This window comes from Xanthomonas sp. PPL134, from assembly GCF_040595915.1.
Lineage (GTDB): Bacteria > Pseudomonadota > Gammaproteobacteria > Xanthomonadales > Xanthomonadaceae > Xanthomonas_A > Xanthomonas_A indica.
In genome coordinates this window covers 72,579-87,482 of the sequence record NZ_JAMDLL010000006.1, presented here as the reverse complement: position 1 = coordinate 87,482, position 14,904 = coordinate 72,579, and the positions used below count along the sequence as shown (strand labels likewise).

The window sequence follows — 14,904 nt, the reverse complement described above, 5'->3', positions numbered from 1 at the left end:
CTCAAGGCTTGAGGCAGCGTGCCAGGAACGCCTCGGTGGTGCGATAGCGATGCAGCGCGTTGCTGCCGGACAGGCCGTGCTTGGCGCCGGGATAGGTCATCAACTCGAACAGCTTGCCGCGCTTCTGCAGTTCGCTCATCAGCGAGGTGGAGTTGGTGAACAGCACATTGTCGTCGGCCATGCCGTGCAGCAGCAGCAACTGCGAGCTCAGCCCGTCCAGGTGCGCGGCCACGCGGCTGTCGCGGTAGCCATCGGGATTGGCCGTGGGCAGGTTCATGTAGCGCTCGGTGTAGTGGCTGTCGTACAGGCCCCAGTCGGTGACCGGCGCGCCGGCAGCGCCGCAGGCATAGGCCTCGCTGTGCTTGGCCAGCAGCATCAGGGTCATGTAGCCGCCGTTGGACCAGCCGTACACGCCGATGCGCGCCGCATCCACCCACGGCTGCGCCTTCAGCCAGGCCACGCCGCGCAACTGGTCGTCCACTTCCACAGTGCCCTGGTGTTGGTACAGCGCGCCGCCGAAATCGCGGCCACGGCGCGGCGTGCCGCGGTTGTCCAGCGAGAACACCACATAGCCGTGCTGGGCCAGGTACTGGTCGAACAGCGCATCGCCGCGGCCGGGCCAGCCATCGACCACGGTCTGCGCGGCCGGGCCGCCATACACGTAGACCACTACCGGATAGCGCTTGCCCGGATCGAACCCGTCCGGCTTGATCAGCCGGTAGTGCAGCTGGGTCTTGCCGTCGGCGGCGGTCATGGTGCCGAACTCGACCGGGCGCTGCGCGGCGCGGTAGGCGGCATAGGGATGCTGTGGATCGGCCAGGTCGTTGACCAGCAGGGTGGCGATCTTTTCGCCGTTGGCGCGGAACAACTCGATCTGCGGCGGCGTGGTGGTGTTGGACCAGCTGTCAACATAGACGCTGGCGTTCTTGGCGAAGCTGGCCGCATGCGTGCCGTTGGGCTTGGACAGCTGCTCGATCGCGCCGCCGGCCAGCGGCACCGCGTAGAGCTGGGTCTGGGTCGGCGACGCCTTGGTCGCGGAGAAGTAGACCTTGCCGGCGGCCTCGTCCACCGCCAGCAGTTCGTCCACCACCCACTCGCCCTGGGTCAGCGGACGCAGCGTGCGCCCGTCTTCCGACGCCAGGTACAGATGCTCGTAGCCGCTGCGCTCCGACCCCCAGACGAAGCGCCCGTCCTTGAGGAAATGCAGATCGTAGGTGAGCGGCACCCAGGTCGGACTGGTCTCGCTGATCAGCACGCGCTGCTTGCCGCTGGCCAGGCTCGCCTCGATCAGCTCCAGGCGTTTCTGGTCGCGCGACTGGCGCTGGAAGGTCAGCCGTTGCGGATCGCGCCAGTCCACGCGCGCCAGGTAGATGTCCGGGTTCTTGCCCAGGTCGATCCACTGCGGCTGCGCGCCGGCACGCGGCGCGATCACCCCGAGCTGGATCTTGACGTTCGGCTGCCCCGCCTGCGGATAGCGCTGCTCCACCACCTCGGTGTGGTCGGCATAGACCTCCGGACGCTTCTGCACCGGCACCTCGGTTTCGTCGATGCGCGCGAAGGCGATCGCCGAGTCGTCCGGCGCCCACCAGTAGCCGGTGTGGCGGTCCATCTCTTCGTCGGCGACGAACTCGGCCACGCCGTTGCCGATGGTCTCGCTGCCGTCGCGGGTGAGCTGGTGCTGCTGGCCGCTGGCCAGGTCGATGACCCACAGGTTGCGCCCGCGCACGAAGCTGACGTAGCCGCCCTTGGGCGAGATCTTCGGGTCGGTGACGAAGCCTTCGCCGTGGGTGAGCTTGCGCACCGCGGCGCTGCCGGTCTTGCTCAGGTCGTACAGGTACAGCTCGCCGCCGAGCGGGAACAGCAGCGCATGCGCGTCCGGCGCCCACTGGTACTCGACGATGCCGGTGTAGGCGGCGATACGCTGGCGCTCGCGGCGCGCCTTTTCCTCGTCGCTCAGGGTCTCGGTGCCGGGCAGCACCAGTTTGGAATCCACCAGCATGCGGGTCTGCCCGCTGGCGATGTCGTACTCCCACAGATCCAGCTGGTTGCGGTCGCTGTCCTTGCCGCGCAGGAAGGTCACCCGCGAGCCGTCCGGCGCCACCTTGGGCTTCATCAGGGTCGGCCCGGACAGCGGCTTGCTGCCGGTGATGGCCTCCAGGGTCAGTTTCTCGGCGTGGGCGGGAACGATGGGCGTGGCGAGCATGAGGGCGAGAGCGGCGAACAGAGAGCGCATGAAGGTTCCTGATGGAGCACCGAGCGCACGGATGATGCGCGTGCGCCCGGGATTTGAGAAGCGCGCCGGCTCAGCGCTGCCCGAACAGGTGCTTGCGCTCGGCGTCGCTGAGCGGCTTGCCCGCGTTCGGGTTCACCTGCTCCTTCAAGGCGTAGGCGCGCTGGGTGGCCGGGCGCGCGGCGATGGCATCGTGCCAGCGCTTGAGGTGCGGGAAGGCGGCGTAGTCGGGGGTCAGGCCGTTGTACACCTCGATCCATGGATAGCTGGCCATGTCGGCGATGCCGTAGTCGTCGCCGGCCAGGTAGGCGCTGTGCGCCAGGCGCTTGTCCAGCACCCCGTGCAGGCGCCGCACCTCGTTGCCGTAACGCTCGATCGCATAGCCGATCTTCTCAGGCGCATAGACGTTGAAGTGGCCCATCTGCCCGGTCATCGGGCCGAGCCCGGCCATCTGCCAGAACAGCCATTCCAGCGCGACCACGCGCCCGCGCGGATCGGCCGGCAGGAAGCGGCCGGTCTTCTCGGCCAGGTACAGCAGGATCGCGCCGGACTCGAACACGCTCTGCGGCGCGCCGCCGTCGGGCGGGGCGTGGTCGACGATGGCCGGCATCTTGTTGTTCGGCGAGATCGCCAGGAACTCCGGCGCGAACTGCTCGCCGGCGCCGATGTTGACCGGCTTGAGCGTGTAGTCCAGCCCGGCTTCCTCGAGGAACAGGGTGACCTTGTGGCCGTTGGGGGTGGGCCAGTAGTACAGATCGATCATGGCGGCGCTCCTGGACAGGGAACCCCGAGTGTAGCGGCGCCCCCCGGCTTGGCAGCGTCACCGCCGGCCGGGTACCCTGGCCGCTCCCGCAACGCAGCATTCCAGACCACGCCATGACTCCCGAGCGGCCTCGCCTGCATCCCCTGTCCAACCTGATCTTCGCCTCGCGCTGGCTGCAGTTGCCGCTGTACCTGGGGCTGATCGTGGCCCAGGGCGTGTACGTGTTCCTGTTCGGCAAGGAGCTGTGGCACCTGATCCACGAAGCGCCGAGCCTGGGCGAGCAGCAGATCATGCTGATCGTGCTCGGCCTGATCGACGTGGTGATGATTTCCAACCTGCTGGTGATGGTGATCGTCGGCGGCTACGAGACCTTCGTGTCGCGGCTGGGCCTGGAAGGCCACCCGGATCAGCCGGAGTGGCTGAGCCACGTCAACGCCAGCGTGCTCAAGGTCAAGCTGGCGCTGTCGATCATCGGCATCTCCTCGATCCACCTGCTCAAGACCTTCATCGCGGTCGGCGCGCTCGGCGGCATGCCGATGTGTTCGCCGGAGCAGCTGGCCAGCGCCGTGGGCACGGTGGATCTGAAGAGCTGCGCGACGCTGACCGCCACCGGCGTGCTGTGGCAGACCATCATCCACGGCATCTTCATCCTGTCGGCGATCGGCATCGCCTGGACCGACCGGATCATGTCCGCGTCCGCGCCGGCGCGCCCGGCGCATTGACGGACGCGCGCAGCGTCACGCTTTTTGCCGCATGGCAGCGTCTGCCACGCACGCGGCGGCCGCGGATGCTAGATTGACCGATGGGGTGCGCTGGCGGCATGGGGGCCGCAGCACCGCGAACGCACCGCCGTCGCATCGTTGATTGCCAACACCGGGGATTCAGGGGGACGCATGTCGCAACTCACCACACTCGCCAAGGCGCGCCGTGTCGCGCCGGTCCTGTTGCTGGCCGCGCTGGCGGCCTGCTCCAAGCAGGACGAGACCGCACCACCCAGCGCCACGCCGGCCACCGCCGCAGCCAACGCACCGGCGACGCCGGCGGTGTCGGCCAAGGTACAGTCGATGGGCACCGAACAGTTGCACGACTCGGCCAGCCAGGCGCTGCGCGAGAACCGCATGTACGCGCCGGCCGGCAACAACGCGGTCGAGTACTACCTGGCACTGCGCGACAAGCAGCCGGACGACGCCGGGGTCAAGAGCGCGCTGACCGACCTGATGCCGTACACGCTGATCGCCGCCGAACAGAGCATCAACCGCGAGGATTTCCCGGAAGCGCAGCGGCTGATCGGCCTGATCGAGAAGATGGATCCCCAGGCCCCGGCCCTGCCACGGCTCAAGCAGGGCGTGAGCAAGGGCATGGAGGCCGTGGCCCAGCGCAGCCAGGACGAGACCGACAAGGCCAAGAAGGACGCCGAGCAGAAAGCCAAGCTCGCGGCCGAGCAGCAGAAGCAGGCGCAGCAGCAGGCCAGCGAAGCGCAGGCCGCGCAGCAGATCGCCGCACAGCAGGAGGCCGCGCGCCGCGAGAGCGCACGCCAGGAGGCCGAACGCCAGGCCGCCGCCCGCCCCGCCACGCCCGCCGCGACGCAACCGACGCCGGCACCTGCCGCGGCACCTGCGGCCGCGCCGGCGGCCACGGCGCAGACCCTGCGCCCGATCAGCACCCCGGCCCCGCGCTATCCGCCCGAAGCCCTGCGCTCGGGGACGGCCGGCGAAGTGCTGGTGGAGATCACCGTCGGCACCGACGGCGCGGTCACCAATGCCCGCGTCCTGCGCTCCACGCCGCCGCGGGTGTTCGACCGCGAGGCATTGAACGCGACCAAGCGCTGGCGCTTCGAGCCGGTCAGCGCACCGGTGACTACCCGCCGGACGCTGGCCTTCAATCCCGGCGGTTGAGCCGCCGTTGACGCATGCCCGGCCGCCGTGGCCGGGCATGCCGCACCGCCAGGCGCGGCACCGTGCGAAAACGCTCAGGACACCGGCGCACTATCCGCACGGCGTCCACGCGCGCCGAAGCGCCCCTTGCGCCAGGCCACCCAGGTCGCGATCGCGCCCACCACCGTGCACACCAGCAGGCCCGGCAGCGATGCTTCCGGGCCGAAGGCGCCGCCGCTCAGCCAGTCCGGCATCCCGGCCTGCACCGTGCTGCGCGCGATCGCCGGCCCCATGTCGGTGCCCGACACCGCCGCGCCGAACAGATAGCCCTGGGTGAAGTTCCAGGCCGCATGCACGCCGATGGACACCCACAGCCGGCCGGTGAGCACGTAGAAGGCGCCCAGCATGATGCCGGCCTCCACCGCGATGCAGAGCGCGGCGAACACGCTCGCGTTCGGATTGCCGAGGTGGGCCAGGCCGAACAGCGCCGCCGACAACGCAAACGCCAGCCAGGGACCGAACGCGCGCCACAGCAGCCGCAGCAGGATCGCGCGCAGCATCAGTTCTTCCACCACGCCGGCCTGCAGTGCCTTGCCGAGCGGCCCCCACATCGGCGCCGGCCCGGTCCCGCGGATCGCGTACACGCCCAACGTCGCCATGAGCGCCATCACCGCCGCGAACATCGCCGCGCCCAGCAACACCCCCAGGGTCAACTGCGATGGCACCGCGCGCCAGGCGAGCTCCGCCGGCCAGCGCCGCTCGCCCAGGCGGACCGCCACGGCGTAGAGGACGGCAGCCATCGATGCCGTGGCATACGGGGCGAGTTGACCCGCGCCCGGTGGCAGGAGCCTGCCGCACAGCAGCGGCACCGCCACTGCCACGACCACCATCAGCGCCAGCAAGGCGATCGCCCAGGCCACCGCCCTCAGCCAGCGCAGCATGCCCGGCTGCAGGATGCGCGCCTCGCCCAACACCAGCAGGCGCGTGCGGCCGGCGGCATGCGGTGCAGGCTCATCGTGTGGATCGGAAAACATGCAGGGCTCGCTGCGGATCGGGGTACAGGAAGGCGGATGCAGTCGCCGTGCGGGAACGCCATGCGCATCGCGGTCGCGTGTTCGCACGGCGACCGCGACCAGGGCGACGCAGCGCGCGGCGCTTGTCCGCGCGCTGCTGGCGGCTTAGGCGGAGATCGCCAACTGCTCCTGCCGGTAGCGGCGCACCGCCGCCAGCCACAGCACCGCGGCCAGGCCGAAGCCGGTGAGCAGGTAGACCGCCCAGATCTGCGGATCGATCGCCTCGCGGCGGATGATCTTCATCAGCATCTGGTTCTGCGCCAGGAACGGCACCGCGAACTGCCACAGCGTGGTCTTCAGCGGATACACCATCAAGGCGTAGCCGGGCAGCATCGGCAGCAGCATCAGCCAGGTCATGTGGCTCTGCGCTTCCTTCATGCTCTTGGCCGCGGCCGCCAGGTAGGTCAGCAGCGAGGTGCCGATGAACAGCATCGGCAACAGCACGAACAGCATCTGCAGCATCGCCACGAAGCTGACGTTGAGCTGGCGGCCGATGCCGCTGGCCACCTGCGCGCTGAGCTTGAACGCGAGCAGGGTCAGCAGCAGCGACACCAGGCCGACCACGCAGGCCGCGGCGATCTTGCCGCTGACGATGGCGCTGCGCGAGGCCGGCGTGGCCAGCAGCGGCTCCAGCGATTGCCGCTCGCGTTCGCCGGCGGTGGCGTCGAGGATCAGGTAGGCGCCGCCGATGAACGAGGTGATGGTCAGCAGCACCGGCAGCAGCATCGCCAGCAACGCACCGCGCTTGGCCTCGGGCGTGGCCAGGTCCTGCAGCGCCACGTCCAGCGGCCGCGACACCTGCGAATCGATGCCCCGCGCCAGCAGACGCAAGGCACCGACCTGCTGACCGTACATGCTCAACGCGGCCTGCACGCGCTGGGTCGGGATGTCGGCGTCGCGGCGGGTGCTGTCCTTGATGATCTCCACCAGCGCCGGGCGTCCTTCGTGCCAGGCGTTGGCGTAGTCCACGTCGATCTTCAGCGCCAGGTCCACGTCCTGGCTGCGGATCGCCCCGGTCAGGTCCTTCGGCGGCGCGACCGCGTTCAGGCCTTGCGCGGCGAGGAAGGCGACCAGGTTCGGCGCGCGTTCGCGGCCGATCACCGGAATGTCCAGCGGCTTGTCGATCTGCGTGCGCACGCGGCTCTCGGCCAGCGCGCCCATGCCCAGGATCAGCGCCGGGTACAGCAGCGGCCCCAGCAGCAAGGCCAAGGCCAGGGTGCGGCGATCGCGCGAGAGGTCGCGCAATTCCTTGCGCATCACGGTGAATACGGTACGGAGCAGGCTCATGCGTGCAGTCCCTCGTCGCTGCCGATCGCCTTGACGAAGGCGTCTTCCAGATTGGGTTCGCCCGTAAGGGCGCGCAGTTCGTCAGCGGTGCCCGCGGCCACCACCGTGCCCTTGGCGATGATCACGATACGATCGCATAGCGCCGCCACCTCTTGCATGATGTGGCTGGAAAAGATCACGCAGCGTCCTTCCTCGCGCAGCTCGCGCAGGAACCCGCGCAGCGCCCGCGTGGTCATCACGTCCAGGCCGTTGGTGGGTTCGTCCAGGATCACGTTGCGCGGGTCGTGGACCAGCGCGCGGGCGATCGCGGTCTTGGTGCGCTGGCCCTGGCTGAAGCCTTCGGTCTGGCGGTCGAGGATGTCGTCCATGTCCAGCGCCTTCGACAGCAGCCGCGTGCGCTCGGCGATGCGGGCCGTCGACAGTCCATGCAGCTCGCCGAAGTAGGCGATGTTCTCGCGCGCGGTCAGCCGCTTGTACACGCCACGCGCATCCGGCAGCACGCCCAGCGCGCGCCGCACCGCCATCGGATCCTGGCCCACGTCGACGCCGTCCACGCGCACCTGGCCCTGGTCCGGCGCCATCAGCGTGTACAGCATGCGCAAGGTGGTGGTCTTGCCGGCGCCGTTGGGGCCGAGCAAACCGGTGATCTGGCCGTCGGCGGCCTGGAAGCTGACCCCTTGCACGGCCTGCACGGCGCCGGCGCGGGTCTTGAATGCCTTGTGCAGATTGTCGGCGACGATCATGCCTGCCCCTCCCTGTCGAACGCTGCGCAGCTCATGGTTCCCATCCGTTGAATGAAGTGAAGGCCGGCACGCCGCTCATCGCGTCCAGGCAGGTGGCATCGAGGTGCTTGGCATCGGCGGTCTCGAAGAACTGGCCGAGCAGCTTGGGCATGCAGCCCAGGGTCATGGTGCCGTGGCCCTGGCCGCGCACCACCAGGTGGCGGCCGTTGGGCAGGCCCTTCAGCACGCGCTCGGCGTAACGCGGCGGCGTCACCGGATCCAGCTGGCCGGAGGTCAGCAGCACCGGCAAAGTGGAGGTGAATGGCGCGGTGAAGTCAGCCGGCCGGGTGCCGGTCGGCCACACCGGGCAGGGCGCGAAGAACATCTGCGCCACGTCCGGGCCGAGCAGCGTGTCGTGGGTCTGCGGCGCGCGATAGCGGTCGGCGTCCTCGGCGCAGATCACCGACCATTGCATGCCGCGGTTCATCTGCCCGTCCAGTTGCCCGCCCATCATCCGCGCCAGCGACATCAGCGGCCCGTAGCGGCCGTTGGCGGCTTCGTCCAGCACCAGCGGCAGCAGCGACGCGGTCTGCGGCGCGTAGGAGAACGAGAACGCCAGGCTGGTGACGGTGTCGGCGGTGACCCGGTCGTGGCGGCTCTCGCCGCTGGCCGGATCGCGGTAGTCCACCTCCACCGGCGCCTGCCGCAGCCGCTCCACCACCGCGCGCAACTGCGTGCGGGTATCGGTGGGGAAGCGCTTGGCGCAGGCCGGGTCGGCCTTGCACTGCTCGGCCTGCAGGGCGATGGCATCCTCGAAGGTGGTGGCGAACTCGCCGCCGACCACCAGATCGTTCGGCGCCACGCCATCGATGACCACGCTGCGCACGTGCGGCGCGTAGCGGCGCGCGTACTGCTGGGCGACGCGGGTGCCGTAGGAACCGCCGATCAGGTTGATCTTGTCCACGCCCAATGCGGCGCGCACCGCATCCAGATCGCCGATCGCCTGGGTGGTGGTGTAGTAGCGCGGATCGGCGCGCCCCTGCAGCGACTGCGCGCAGCGGCGGGCGTAGTCGACCAGTTCGTTCGCGGTGGGCGCGCGCGCCGGATCGGCCAGCGGCATCTCCTTGCCGTCCGGGCCCAGGCAGCTCAGCGGATTGGACTGGCCGGTACCGCGCTGGTCGATCAGGAACACGTCGCGGCGCTTGCGGGTTTCGCGCAGCGCCATGTCGACGATGCTGGCGACCTGGGTGGCGGCCTGGCCGGGACCGCCGGCGAGGAAGAACACCGGATCCGGGTCGCTGCCGCCCTCGCCGGTGATCGGCAGCCAGGCGATGTTGAGTTCGATCTTGCGGCCGTTCGGCGCCGCCGGATTTTCCGCCACCGCCATGCGCGCGCACTGCGCCGGCACGTTGTTGGAGGCCACCGGATTGGTCAGCGTGCACGGGTGGAAGCGCAGCGCGCCATAGCTGCGTTCGGACGATTGCGGCGTCGGTGCCTGGGCCGCCTGACAGGCGGCGAGCAACAGGGCCGCCGCCGCGATGGCGAACGGCCGGGAGGGGTGTCGCATGGTTCGCATCCTTGAGTTCATGGCTTGCAGAATGCCATGCCGGAACATGGCGTCGTCGGTGCCCGGTGGGGCATGGAACGGAGTGCGCGCTTACTCGGCCTCATCGAACAGGAACACCTGCTCGATGCTGTGCGCGAACAGCCGCGCGATACGGAACGCCAGCGGCAGGCTCGGATCGTACTTGCCGGTCTCCAGCGCATTGATGGTCTGTCGCGACACGCCCAGCCGCTCGCCCAGTTCGCCCTGCGACCAGCCGTGCGCCTCGCGCAGTTCGCGGATGCGGCTGTTCATTGGTAGCGGCGCGCGTTCGCGACCTTGACCACCCCATAGGTCATGCACAGCGCCGGGAACACCCACAGCATCGCGCTCGAGGCCGGCACCGCGATCACCTGCGCCGCCTGCAGGAAGCCGGCGGCCATATAGACGCCACAGGTCAGGCCGGCAGCGATGGCGATGGACTCCAGCTCGATGCGCCGCTGCAGTTCGTCGGAGTCGCGCACGAAACGCGCCACCGCGCGGATCACCAGCGCCAACGTCAATGCCGGCAGCAGCGCGACCATCACGCGCAGCCAGTGCACATCGACGCTGTCGAGCAGGCGCTTCCAGAACAGCATCACCACCACGTAGGCGCCCATCGGCGGAAAGAACTCGCGGTAGTAGCGCCGCGCCAGCGCCCGCGGTGCGCTGTCGGCCAGGCTGCCCCGCGACCACCACATCAACAGCGCCATGAACAGGCCGCCGATGCCGACGCCCATGCATACCCCACGCAGATAGTCGCTGCCGCCGAGCGGCAGCCAGGCCACCGCCAGCAGTGCCAGACTCACGCACAGCATCACGATCGCGTTGCGCCTGCAGTTGCCCATCACTGTCCCCGATTCTCAGCCGATCCCCGATCCGGCACCGTTGCGCTGCCGCTCCTGCCGTGCCGACCTTGTCCCCTGTCAAGCACGCTTGACAGGAGAATGCGCGCAGCGGGAACGACTGTCAAGCGTCCTTTACAGATCGAGTGAAAGCATCATGGGCTGGCACAACTGCCCCTCTCTCCCACCGGGGGAGGGCTTGGGGTGAGGGTAAGGGCGCGAAGCGCACCCGGCGCTGCGGGAGCATGCGGCTTCGCCCCTGGCAGGCCTTCCCGGTGAGGCGGTCGCGGCTGAAGCCGCTCCCACGCAGGATGTCCGCGCCGATGGCAACCGCCATTGGCTGTTGACCTGTCCGAACGAGACGACGACAAACCCAGCCGGCGCAACTAGCCCCTCTCCCACCGGGAGAGGGGTTGGGGTGAGGGTAAGGGCGCGAAGCACACCCAGCGCTGCGGGAGCATGCGGCTTCGCCCCCGGCAGACCTTCCCGATGAGGCGGTCGCGGCTGAAGCCGCTCCTACGCAGGATGTCCGCGCCGATGGCAACCGCCATTGGCTGTTGACCTGTCCGGACGAGACGACGACAAACCCAGCCGGCGCGACTAGCCCCTCTCCCGCCGGGAGAGGGCTTGGGGTGAGGGTAAGCGCGCGCAGCGCGCTCGGCGTTTCGGAAGCATGCGGCTTCGCCCCACAGGCCTTCCCGATGAGGCGGTCGCGGCTGAAGCCGCTCCTACGAGCGGACGCCGCGCCGACAGCGGCCGCTACTTGCTGCTGACGTACTTCTCGCGGCGGATGTGCTGCACCGGCAGCCCCGCCTCCTTCAGCGCATCGAAGCAGGCGTCGACCATGTTCGGATTGCCGCACAGGTAGGCGATGTCGCCCTCGGCCTGCGGCGCGAATTCGCCCAGGAACTGCTGCACGTAGCCATGCCGCACATCGGCATGCGGCGCCTCCGGCAGTTCGCGCGAGAAGCACGGTACGAAGCGGAAACCGGGGTGCGCATCGGCGAAGGCACGGAATTCGTCGCCGTACAGCAGTTCGGCCGGCGTCCGCGCACCCAGCAGCAGCACCACCTCCACGCCACGCTCGGCCATCGCCGCTTCCAGCAGCGGCAGCATCGAGCGGTACGGAGTGACGCCGGTGCCGGTGGCGATCAGCAGATAGCGACGGTTGACGTCGCCGGGCTGCAGGCAGAAGCGGCCGTACGGACCGCTGGCGCAGACCTGGCCGCCGATCTCCAGCCCCTCGAACAACGCCGTGGCCGCGCCGCCGGCGACGAAGCTGACCGCGATCTCGACGGTGGCATCGGCCGGCTGCGCCGGATCGTGGCGGGTGGCCAGCGAGTAGCTGCGCTTGGTCGCGGTACCGTCGGCATAGTGGAAGTGCACCTGCACGAACTGGCCGGGCACGAACGGCAGGGGTTGGCCGTCGTCGCGAACGAAGCGGTAGTGGCCGACGGCCGGGGCCAGCATGTGGCGATCGACCAGTTTCAGCGGGAATTGGGCAGGCACGGAGATGCAACAGTCTGTGGCCAGGGGCGACCCCACGAGGTCTTCTATAATAGCGGCTGCACTTCTCCTGCGCCGTCGATGCGGCGCGAAGGCCCGCCTTGACTCCCGCATCCACTCCTTCTCCCCAGACGCTGGCGCCTGCCCTGCGCGTGCGCGACCTGCGCAAGACCTACGACAACGGCGTGCAGGCCCTGCATGGCGTGTCGCTGGACGTGCTGCCCGGCGACTTCTTCGCCCTGCTCGGCCCCAACGGCGCCGGCAAGTCCACCCTGATCGGCATCATCAGCTCGCTGGTCAACCTCAGCGCCGGCCAGGTCGAGGTGTTCGGCACCGACCTCAGCAGCCAGCGCAGCGCGGCGATGCGCCTGATCGGCCTGGTGCCGCAGGAAATCAACTTCAACCTGTTCGAGAAACCCTTCGACATCCTGGTCAACTACGCCGGCTTCTACGGCATGCCGCGCGCCGAGGCCGAGCGCCTGGCCGAAGTGGAACTCAAGCGCGCGCACCTGTGGGAGAAGGCCCAGGTGATGAGCCGCACCCTGTCCGGCGGCATGAAGCGGCGGCTGATGATCGCCCGCGCGATGATGACCCGGCCGCGCCTGCTGATCCTGGACGAACCCACCGCCGGCGTGGACATCGAGATCCGCCGCGACATGTGGCGCGTGCTGCGCGAGATCAACGCCGCCGGCACCACCATCATCCTCACCACGCACTACCTGGAGGAAGCGGAGAGCCTGTGCCGCAACCTGGCGATCATCGACCGCGGCCGCATCGTCGAGCAGGGCCCGATGCGCGCCTTGCTCGCCAAGCTGGACGTGGAAGGCTTCCTGCTGGACATCGACGGCGAACTGCCGGCGCAGCTGCCGGCGATCGAGGGGACCACCCTGCTGGCGCAGGACGCGCATACCCTGGACCTGGACATGCCGCGGGCGATGGATCTCAACCGCGTGTTCGCCGCGCTGGGCGACGCCGGCATCCGCGTGCGCTCCATGCGCACCAAGAGCAATCGCCTGGAAGAACTGTTCGTGCGCCTCACCGGCGAGCACCGCGACGCCGCCACGGCCAGCGCCGGCGCCACGCCGCCGTCCGCCACTCCCTGATGCCCCACGGCGACGACCATGACGACCCCGACCGATTCCACCCTTCCCGTTTCCGACGCCACCCCGGCCCAGCGCAACTGGATCGCGCTGGGCACCATCGTGCGCCGCGAGGTCAAGCGCATCCTGCGCATCTGGGGCCAGACCCTGGTGCCGCCGGCGATCACCATGACCCTGTACTTCCTGATCTTCGGCGGCCTGATCGGCTCGCGCGTGGGCGACATGGGCGGCTACAGCTACATGCAGTTCATCGTCCCCGGCCTGGTGATGATGAGCGTGATCCAGAACAGCTACGGCAACATCAGCTCCAGCTTCTTCGGCGCCAAGTTCGGCCGCCACGTCGAGGAACTGCTGGTCAGCCCCATGCCCAACTGGGTGATCCTGTGGGGCTACGTCGCCGGCGCCGTGCTGCGCGGGCTGATGGTCGGCGTGATCGTGCTGATCATCGCCATGTTCTTCACCCCGGTGCGCATCCCGCACCCGCTGGTGACCCTGACCACGGTGCTGCTGGGCGCCACCATCTTCTCCCTGGCCGGCTTCATCAACGCGGTCTACGCGAAGAAGTTCGACGACGTGGCGATCGTGCCGACCTTCATCCTGACCCCGCTGACCTACCTGGGCGGCGTGTTCTACTCGGTCAAGCTGCTGCCCGGCTGGGCCGAGGCCGCCACCCATGCCAACCCGATCTTCTACATGGTCAACGCCTTCCGCTACGGCCTGCTCGGCAGCAGCGACGTGCCGGTGTGGGTGGCCTATAGCCTGATGCTGGGATTCGTCGCGGTACTGGCGGCGCTGGCGCTGTGGTTGCTGCGGCGCGGGGTGGGGTTGCGGAGCTGACGTTCCGCGTCCTCCGCGCCCGAGTTGCAGACGGCTCACGCGTCCCAGGCCCCGCAGGCGGCGGCACCACCGGGACGCCTCCCTGCGTCGGCCCGGCTCAGAATCTCTGACGGCAAACCTGGGACGGCGTCGCGCCGTCTGCCAGCTATGTCGTGATTTCACGGGCTTAGCCGAAGCAGGCGTCGCCAGCTTGCACCGTGTCGATACAAATCGCCGGCTGTCCCGTTCTGCGTCGCCGACCGCCTGCGATCACTCGGTCCGCGCCCGCGCAGGGCAGCGAGCGCAGAGGCATGCGCGGATGGCATGACGCGCCACACGCCGACATACCTGCCATGCATCACATCCAAATCTGACGGTGCGCACGGCGCAACGGCACCGAATTCACAATTGTATATTCCATACGGGATCGCACGCGTCCAAAGTTTGACTCAATAATGTGATGCGAACCTAGTTAAGCGCCAATTTATTAACGCTAGTTTTCTTGTAACGGCAATAAGCCGACGCTACAGTGCACACGTCCGCTACACACCATCTCTTTACTGGACGTAAAGCGCGGGCCGGAGACCAGCTTCGTCTCCGTGAACGACTTCACTTAATGAACCCACTCGCCACACGTTGCCGCGGGGCACGCTTGTGTGTTGCCGGTAATTGGGCGATCGAGCCAAGGAGAGGAATCAGATGAAGATCCAACGCAAGCCCATCCGCTTCGGCCGCAAGCAGCACGGCCAGGGTATGACCGAGTACATCATCATCGTGGCCCTGATCGCGATCGCGGCGATCGGCGTGTTCACGTTCTTCGGCGGCACCGTCCGCAGCCAGGTTGCCGGTATGGCGCAGGAGCTGTCGGGCAAGCAGGATGCCAGCCAGATGATCAACCGCGCTGGCACCAACGCCGGCAAGGCGCAGGCGCAGGCCGACAAAGACAAGGGCATGGCCGCTTACAACGGCAACAAGTAACGCTCTTGCCACCATCTGCCCGACGACGGGCAGATGGTGGCCTGCCGTTGGTCGTACCGGCAGGAGCCGTCCACAGGCTTCTGCGCATTAGCTAGCTCCTCAATCCCATGGAACCAGCCGGGTCCGAC

General features: G+C 68.7%; 14 protein-coding genes. 5 read left to right on the top strand and 9 right to left on the bottom strand.

Features of this window, described 5'->3' with window-relative positions; genetic code table 11:
- Position 1: 1 nt before the first annotated feature.
- Together M3U25_RS12925 and M3U25_RS12920 are read right to left on the bottom strand one after the other, a co-directional pair.
- Positions 2 to 2,233 (bottom strand): S9 family peptidase, encoded by a 2,232-nt coding sequence (locus M3U25_RS12925; RefSeq protein WP_355502906.1) that lies wholly within the window; start codon positions 2,231 to 2,233, stop codon positions 2 to 4.
- Positions 2,234 to 2,303: 70 nt separating this feature from the next.
- Positions 2,304 to 2,993, bottom strand: a complete 690-nt coding sequence (locus M3U25_RS12920) for a glutathione binding-like protein (protein WP_355502908.1) — start codon at positions 2,991 to 2,993, stop codon at positions 2,304 to 2,306.
- Between the two features lie 113 nt (positions 2,994 to 3,106).
- Between M3U25_RS12920 and M3U25_RS12915 the strand changes: the two genes are divergently transcribed.
- Positions 3,107 to 3,715 (top strand): TIGR00645 family protein, encoded by a 609-nt coding sequence (locus tag M3U25_RS12915; protein ID WP_017908501.1) that lies wholly within the window; start codon positions 3,107 to 3,109, stop codon positions 3,713 to 3,715.
- Between the two features lie 171 nt (positions 3,716 to 3,886).
- Positions 3,887 to 4,888, top strand: coding sequence for an energy transducer TonB (locus M3U25_RS12910; protein ID WP_242159195.1), 1,002 nt, complete (start codon positions 3,887 to 3,889; stop codon positions 4,886 to 4,888).
- A 74-nt stretch (positions 4,889 to 4,962) separates the two neighbouring features.
- Here M3U25_RS12910 and M3U25_RS12905 read toward each other — a convergent pair whose 3' ends face one another.
- The 7 genes from M3U25_RS12905 to M3U25_RS12875 form a co-directional block, all read right to left on the bottom strand.
- Entirely contained in the window at positions 4,963 to 5,901 is a 939-nt protein-coding gene (locus M3U25_RS12905; RefSeq protein ID WP_355502911.1) for a CPBP family intramembrane glutamic endopeptidase, read from the bottom strand.
- Between the two features lie 144 nt (positions 5,902 to 6,045).
- Positions 6,046 to 7,227 (bottom strand): ABC transporter permease, encoded by a 1,182-nt coding sequence (locus tag M3U25_RS12900; RefSeq protein WP_355502913.1) that lies wholly within the window; start codon positions 7,225 to 7,227, stop codon positions 6,046 to 6,048.
- The gene (locus tag M3U25_RS12895; protein ID WP_242081456.1) at positions 7,224 to 7,970 is read right to left on the bottom strand and encodes an ATP-binding cassette domain-containing protein; all 747 of its coding nucleotides are present in this window, start codon (positions 7,968 to 7,970) and stop codon (positions 7,224 to 7,226) included. The genes M3U25_RS12900 and M3U25_RS12895 overlap by 4 nt, the downstream gene beginning before the upstream one ends.
- Before the next feature lie 31 nt (positions 7,971 to 8,001).
- Complete coding sequence (locus M3U25_RS12890) at positions 8,002 to 9,516, bottom strand: alpha/beta fold hydrolase (RefSeq protein WP_355502915.1); 1,515 nt, start codon at positions 9,514 to 9,516, stop codon at positions 8,002 to 8,004.
- 90 nt (positions 9,517 to 9,606) lie between these two features.
- Positions 9,607 to 9,807 carry a helix-turn-helix transcriptional regulator gene (locus M3U25_RS12885; protein WP_010340539.1) on the bottom strand — a complete coding sequence of 67 codons (201 nt, stop codon included), beginning with the start codon at positions 9,805 to 9,807 and terminating at the stop codon, positions 9,607 to 9,609.
- Positions 9,804 to 10,379 carry a hypothetical protein gene (locus M3U25_RS12880; RefSeq protein ID WP_355502917.1) on the bottom strand — a complete coding sequence of 192 codons (576 nt, stop codon included), beginning with the start codon at positions 10,377 to 10,379 and terminating at the stop codon, positions 9,804 to 9,806. The genes M3U25_RS12885 and M3U25_RS12880 overlap by 4 nt, the downstream gene beginning before the upstream one ends.
- A gap of 756 nt (positions 10,380 to 11,135) precedes the next feature.
- A complete protein-coding gene (locus M3U25_RS12875; RefSeq protein ID WP_237473131.1) occupies positions 11,136 to 11,846 on the bottom strand; it encodes an FAD-binding oxidoreductase in 711 nt (236 codons plus the stop codon).
- 137 nt (positions 11,847 to 11,983) lie between these two features.
- Between M3U25_RS12875 and M3U25_RS12870 the strand changes: the two genes are divergently transcribed.
- From M3U25_RS12870 to M3U25_RS12860, 3 genes are all read left to right on the top strand, one after another.
- Positions 11,984 to 12,985, top strand: a complete 1,002-nt coding sequence (locus M3U25_RS12870) for an ABC transporter ATP-binding protein (RefSeq protein WP_242159190.1) — start codon at positions 11,984 to 11,986, stop codon at positions 12,983 to 12,985.
- 18 nt (positions 12,986 to 13,003) lie between these two features.
- Positions 13,004 to 13,819 (top strand): ABC transporter permease, encoded by an 816-nt coding sequence (locus M3U25_RS12865; RefSeq protein WP_019795950.1) that lies wholly within the window; start codon positions 13,004 to 13,006, stop codon positions 13,817 to 13,819.
- 678 nt (positions 13,820 to 14,497) lie between these two features.
- Entirely contained in the window at positions 14,498 to 14,776 is a 279-nt protein-coding gene (locus M3U25_RS12860; RefSeq protein ID WP_242159189.1) for a pilus assembly protein, read from the top strand.
- The last annotated feature ends 128 nt before the right edge of the window (positions 14,777 to 14,904 follow it).

What these genes read in the sequence shown, in the direction of transcription:
- M3U25_RS12915 (WP_017908501.1), top strand. Translation starts at nt 3,107, where the DNA reads ATGACTCCCGAGCGGCCTCGCCTGCATCCCCTGTCCAACCTGATCTTC.
- M3U25_RS12890 (WP_355502915.1), bottom strand. Translation starts at nt 9,516, where the DNA reads ATGCGACACCCCTCCCGGCCGTTCGCCATCGCGGCGGCGGCCCTGTTG.
- M3U25_RS12900 (WP_355502913.1), bottom strand. Translation starts at nt 7,227, where the DNA reads ATGAGCCTGCTCCGTACCGTATTCACCGTGATGCGCAAGGAATTGCGC.
- M3U25_RS12860 (WP_242159189.1), top strand. Translation starts at nt 14,498, where the DNA reads ATGAAGATCCAACGCAAGCCCATCCGCTTCGGCCGCAAGCAGCACGGC.
- M3U25_RS12910 (WP_242159195.1), top strand. Translation starts at nt 3,887, where the DNA reads ATGTCGCAACTCACCACACTCGCCAAGGCGCGCCGTGTCGCGCCGGTC.
- M3U25_RS12875 (WP_237473131.1), bottom strand. Translation starts at nt 11,846, where the DNA reads ATGCTGGCCCCGGCCGTCGGCCACTACCGCTTCGTTCGCGACGACGGC.
- M3U25_RS12905 (WP_355502911.1), bottom strand. Translation starts at nt 5,901, where the DNA reads ATGTTTTCCGATCCACACGATGAGCCTGCACCGCATGCCGCCGGCCGC.
- M3U25_RS12880 (WP_355502917.1), bottom strand. Translation starts at nt 10,379, where the DNA reads ATGGGCAACTGCAGGCGCAACGCGATCGTGATGCTGTGCGTGAGTCTG.
- M3U25_RS12895 (WP_242081456.1), bottom strand. Translation starts at nt 7,970, where the DNA reads ATGATCGTCGCCGACAATCTGCACAAGGCATTCAAGACCCGCGCCGGC.
- M3U25_RS12885 (WP_010340539.1), bottom strand. Translation starts at nt 9,807, where the DNA reads ATGAACAGCCGCATCCGCGAACTGCGCGAGGCGCACGGCTGGTCGCAG.
- M3U25_RS12865 (WP_019795950.1), top strand. Translation starts at nt 13,004, where the DNA reads ATGACGACCCCGACCGATTCCACCCTTCCCGTTTCCGACGCCACCCCG.
- M3U25_RS12925 (WP_355502906.1), bottom strand. Translation starts at nt 2,233, where the DNA reads ATGCGCTCTCTGTTCGCCGCTCTCGCCCTCATGCTCGCCACGCCCATC.
- M3U25_RS12920 (WP_355502908.1), bottom strand. Translation starts at nt 2,993, where the DNA reads ATGATCGATCTGTACTACTGGCCCACCCCCAACGGCCACAAGGTCACC.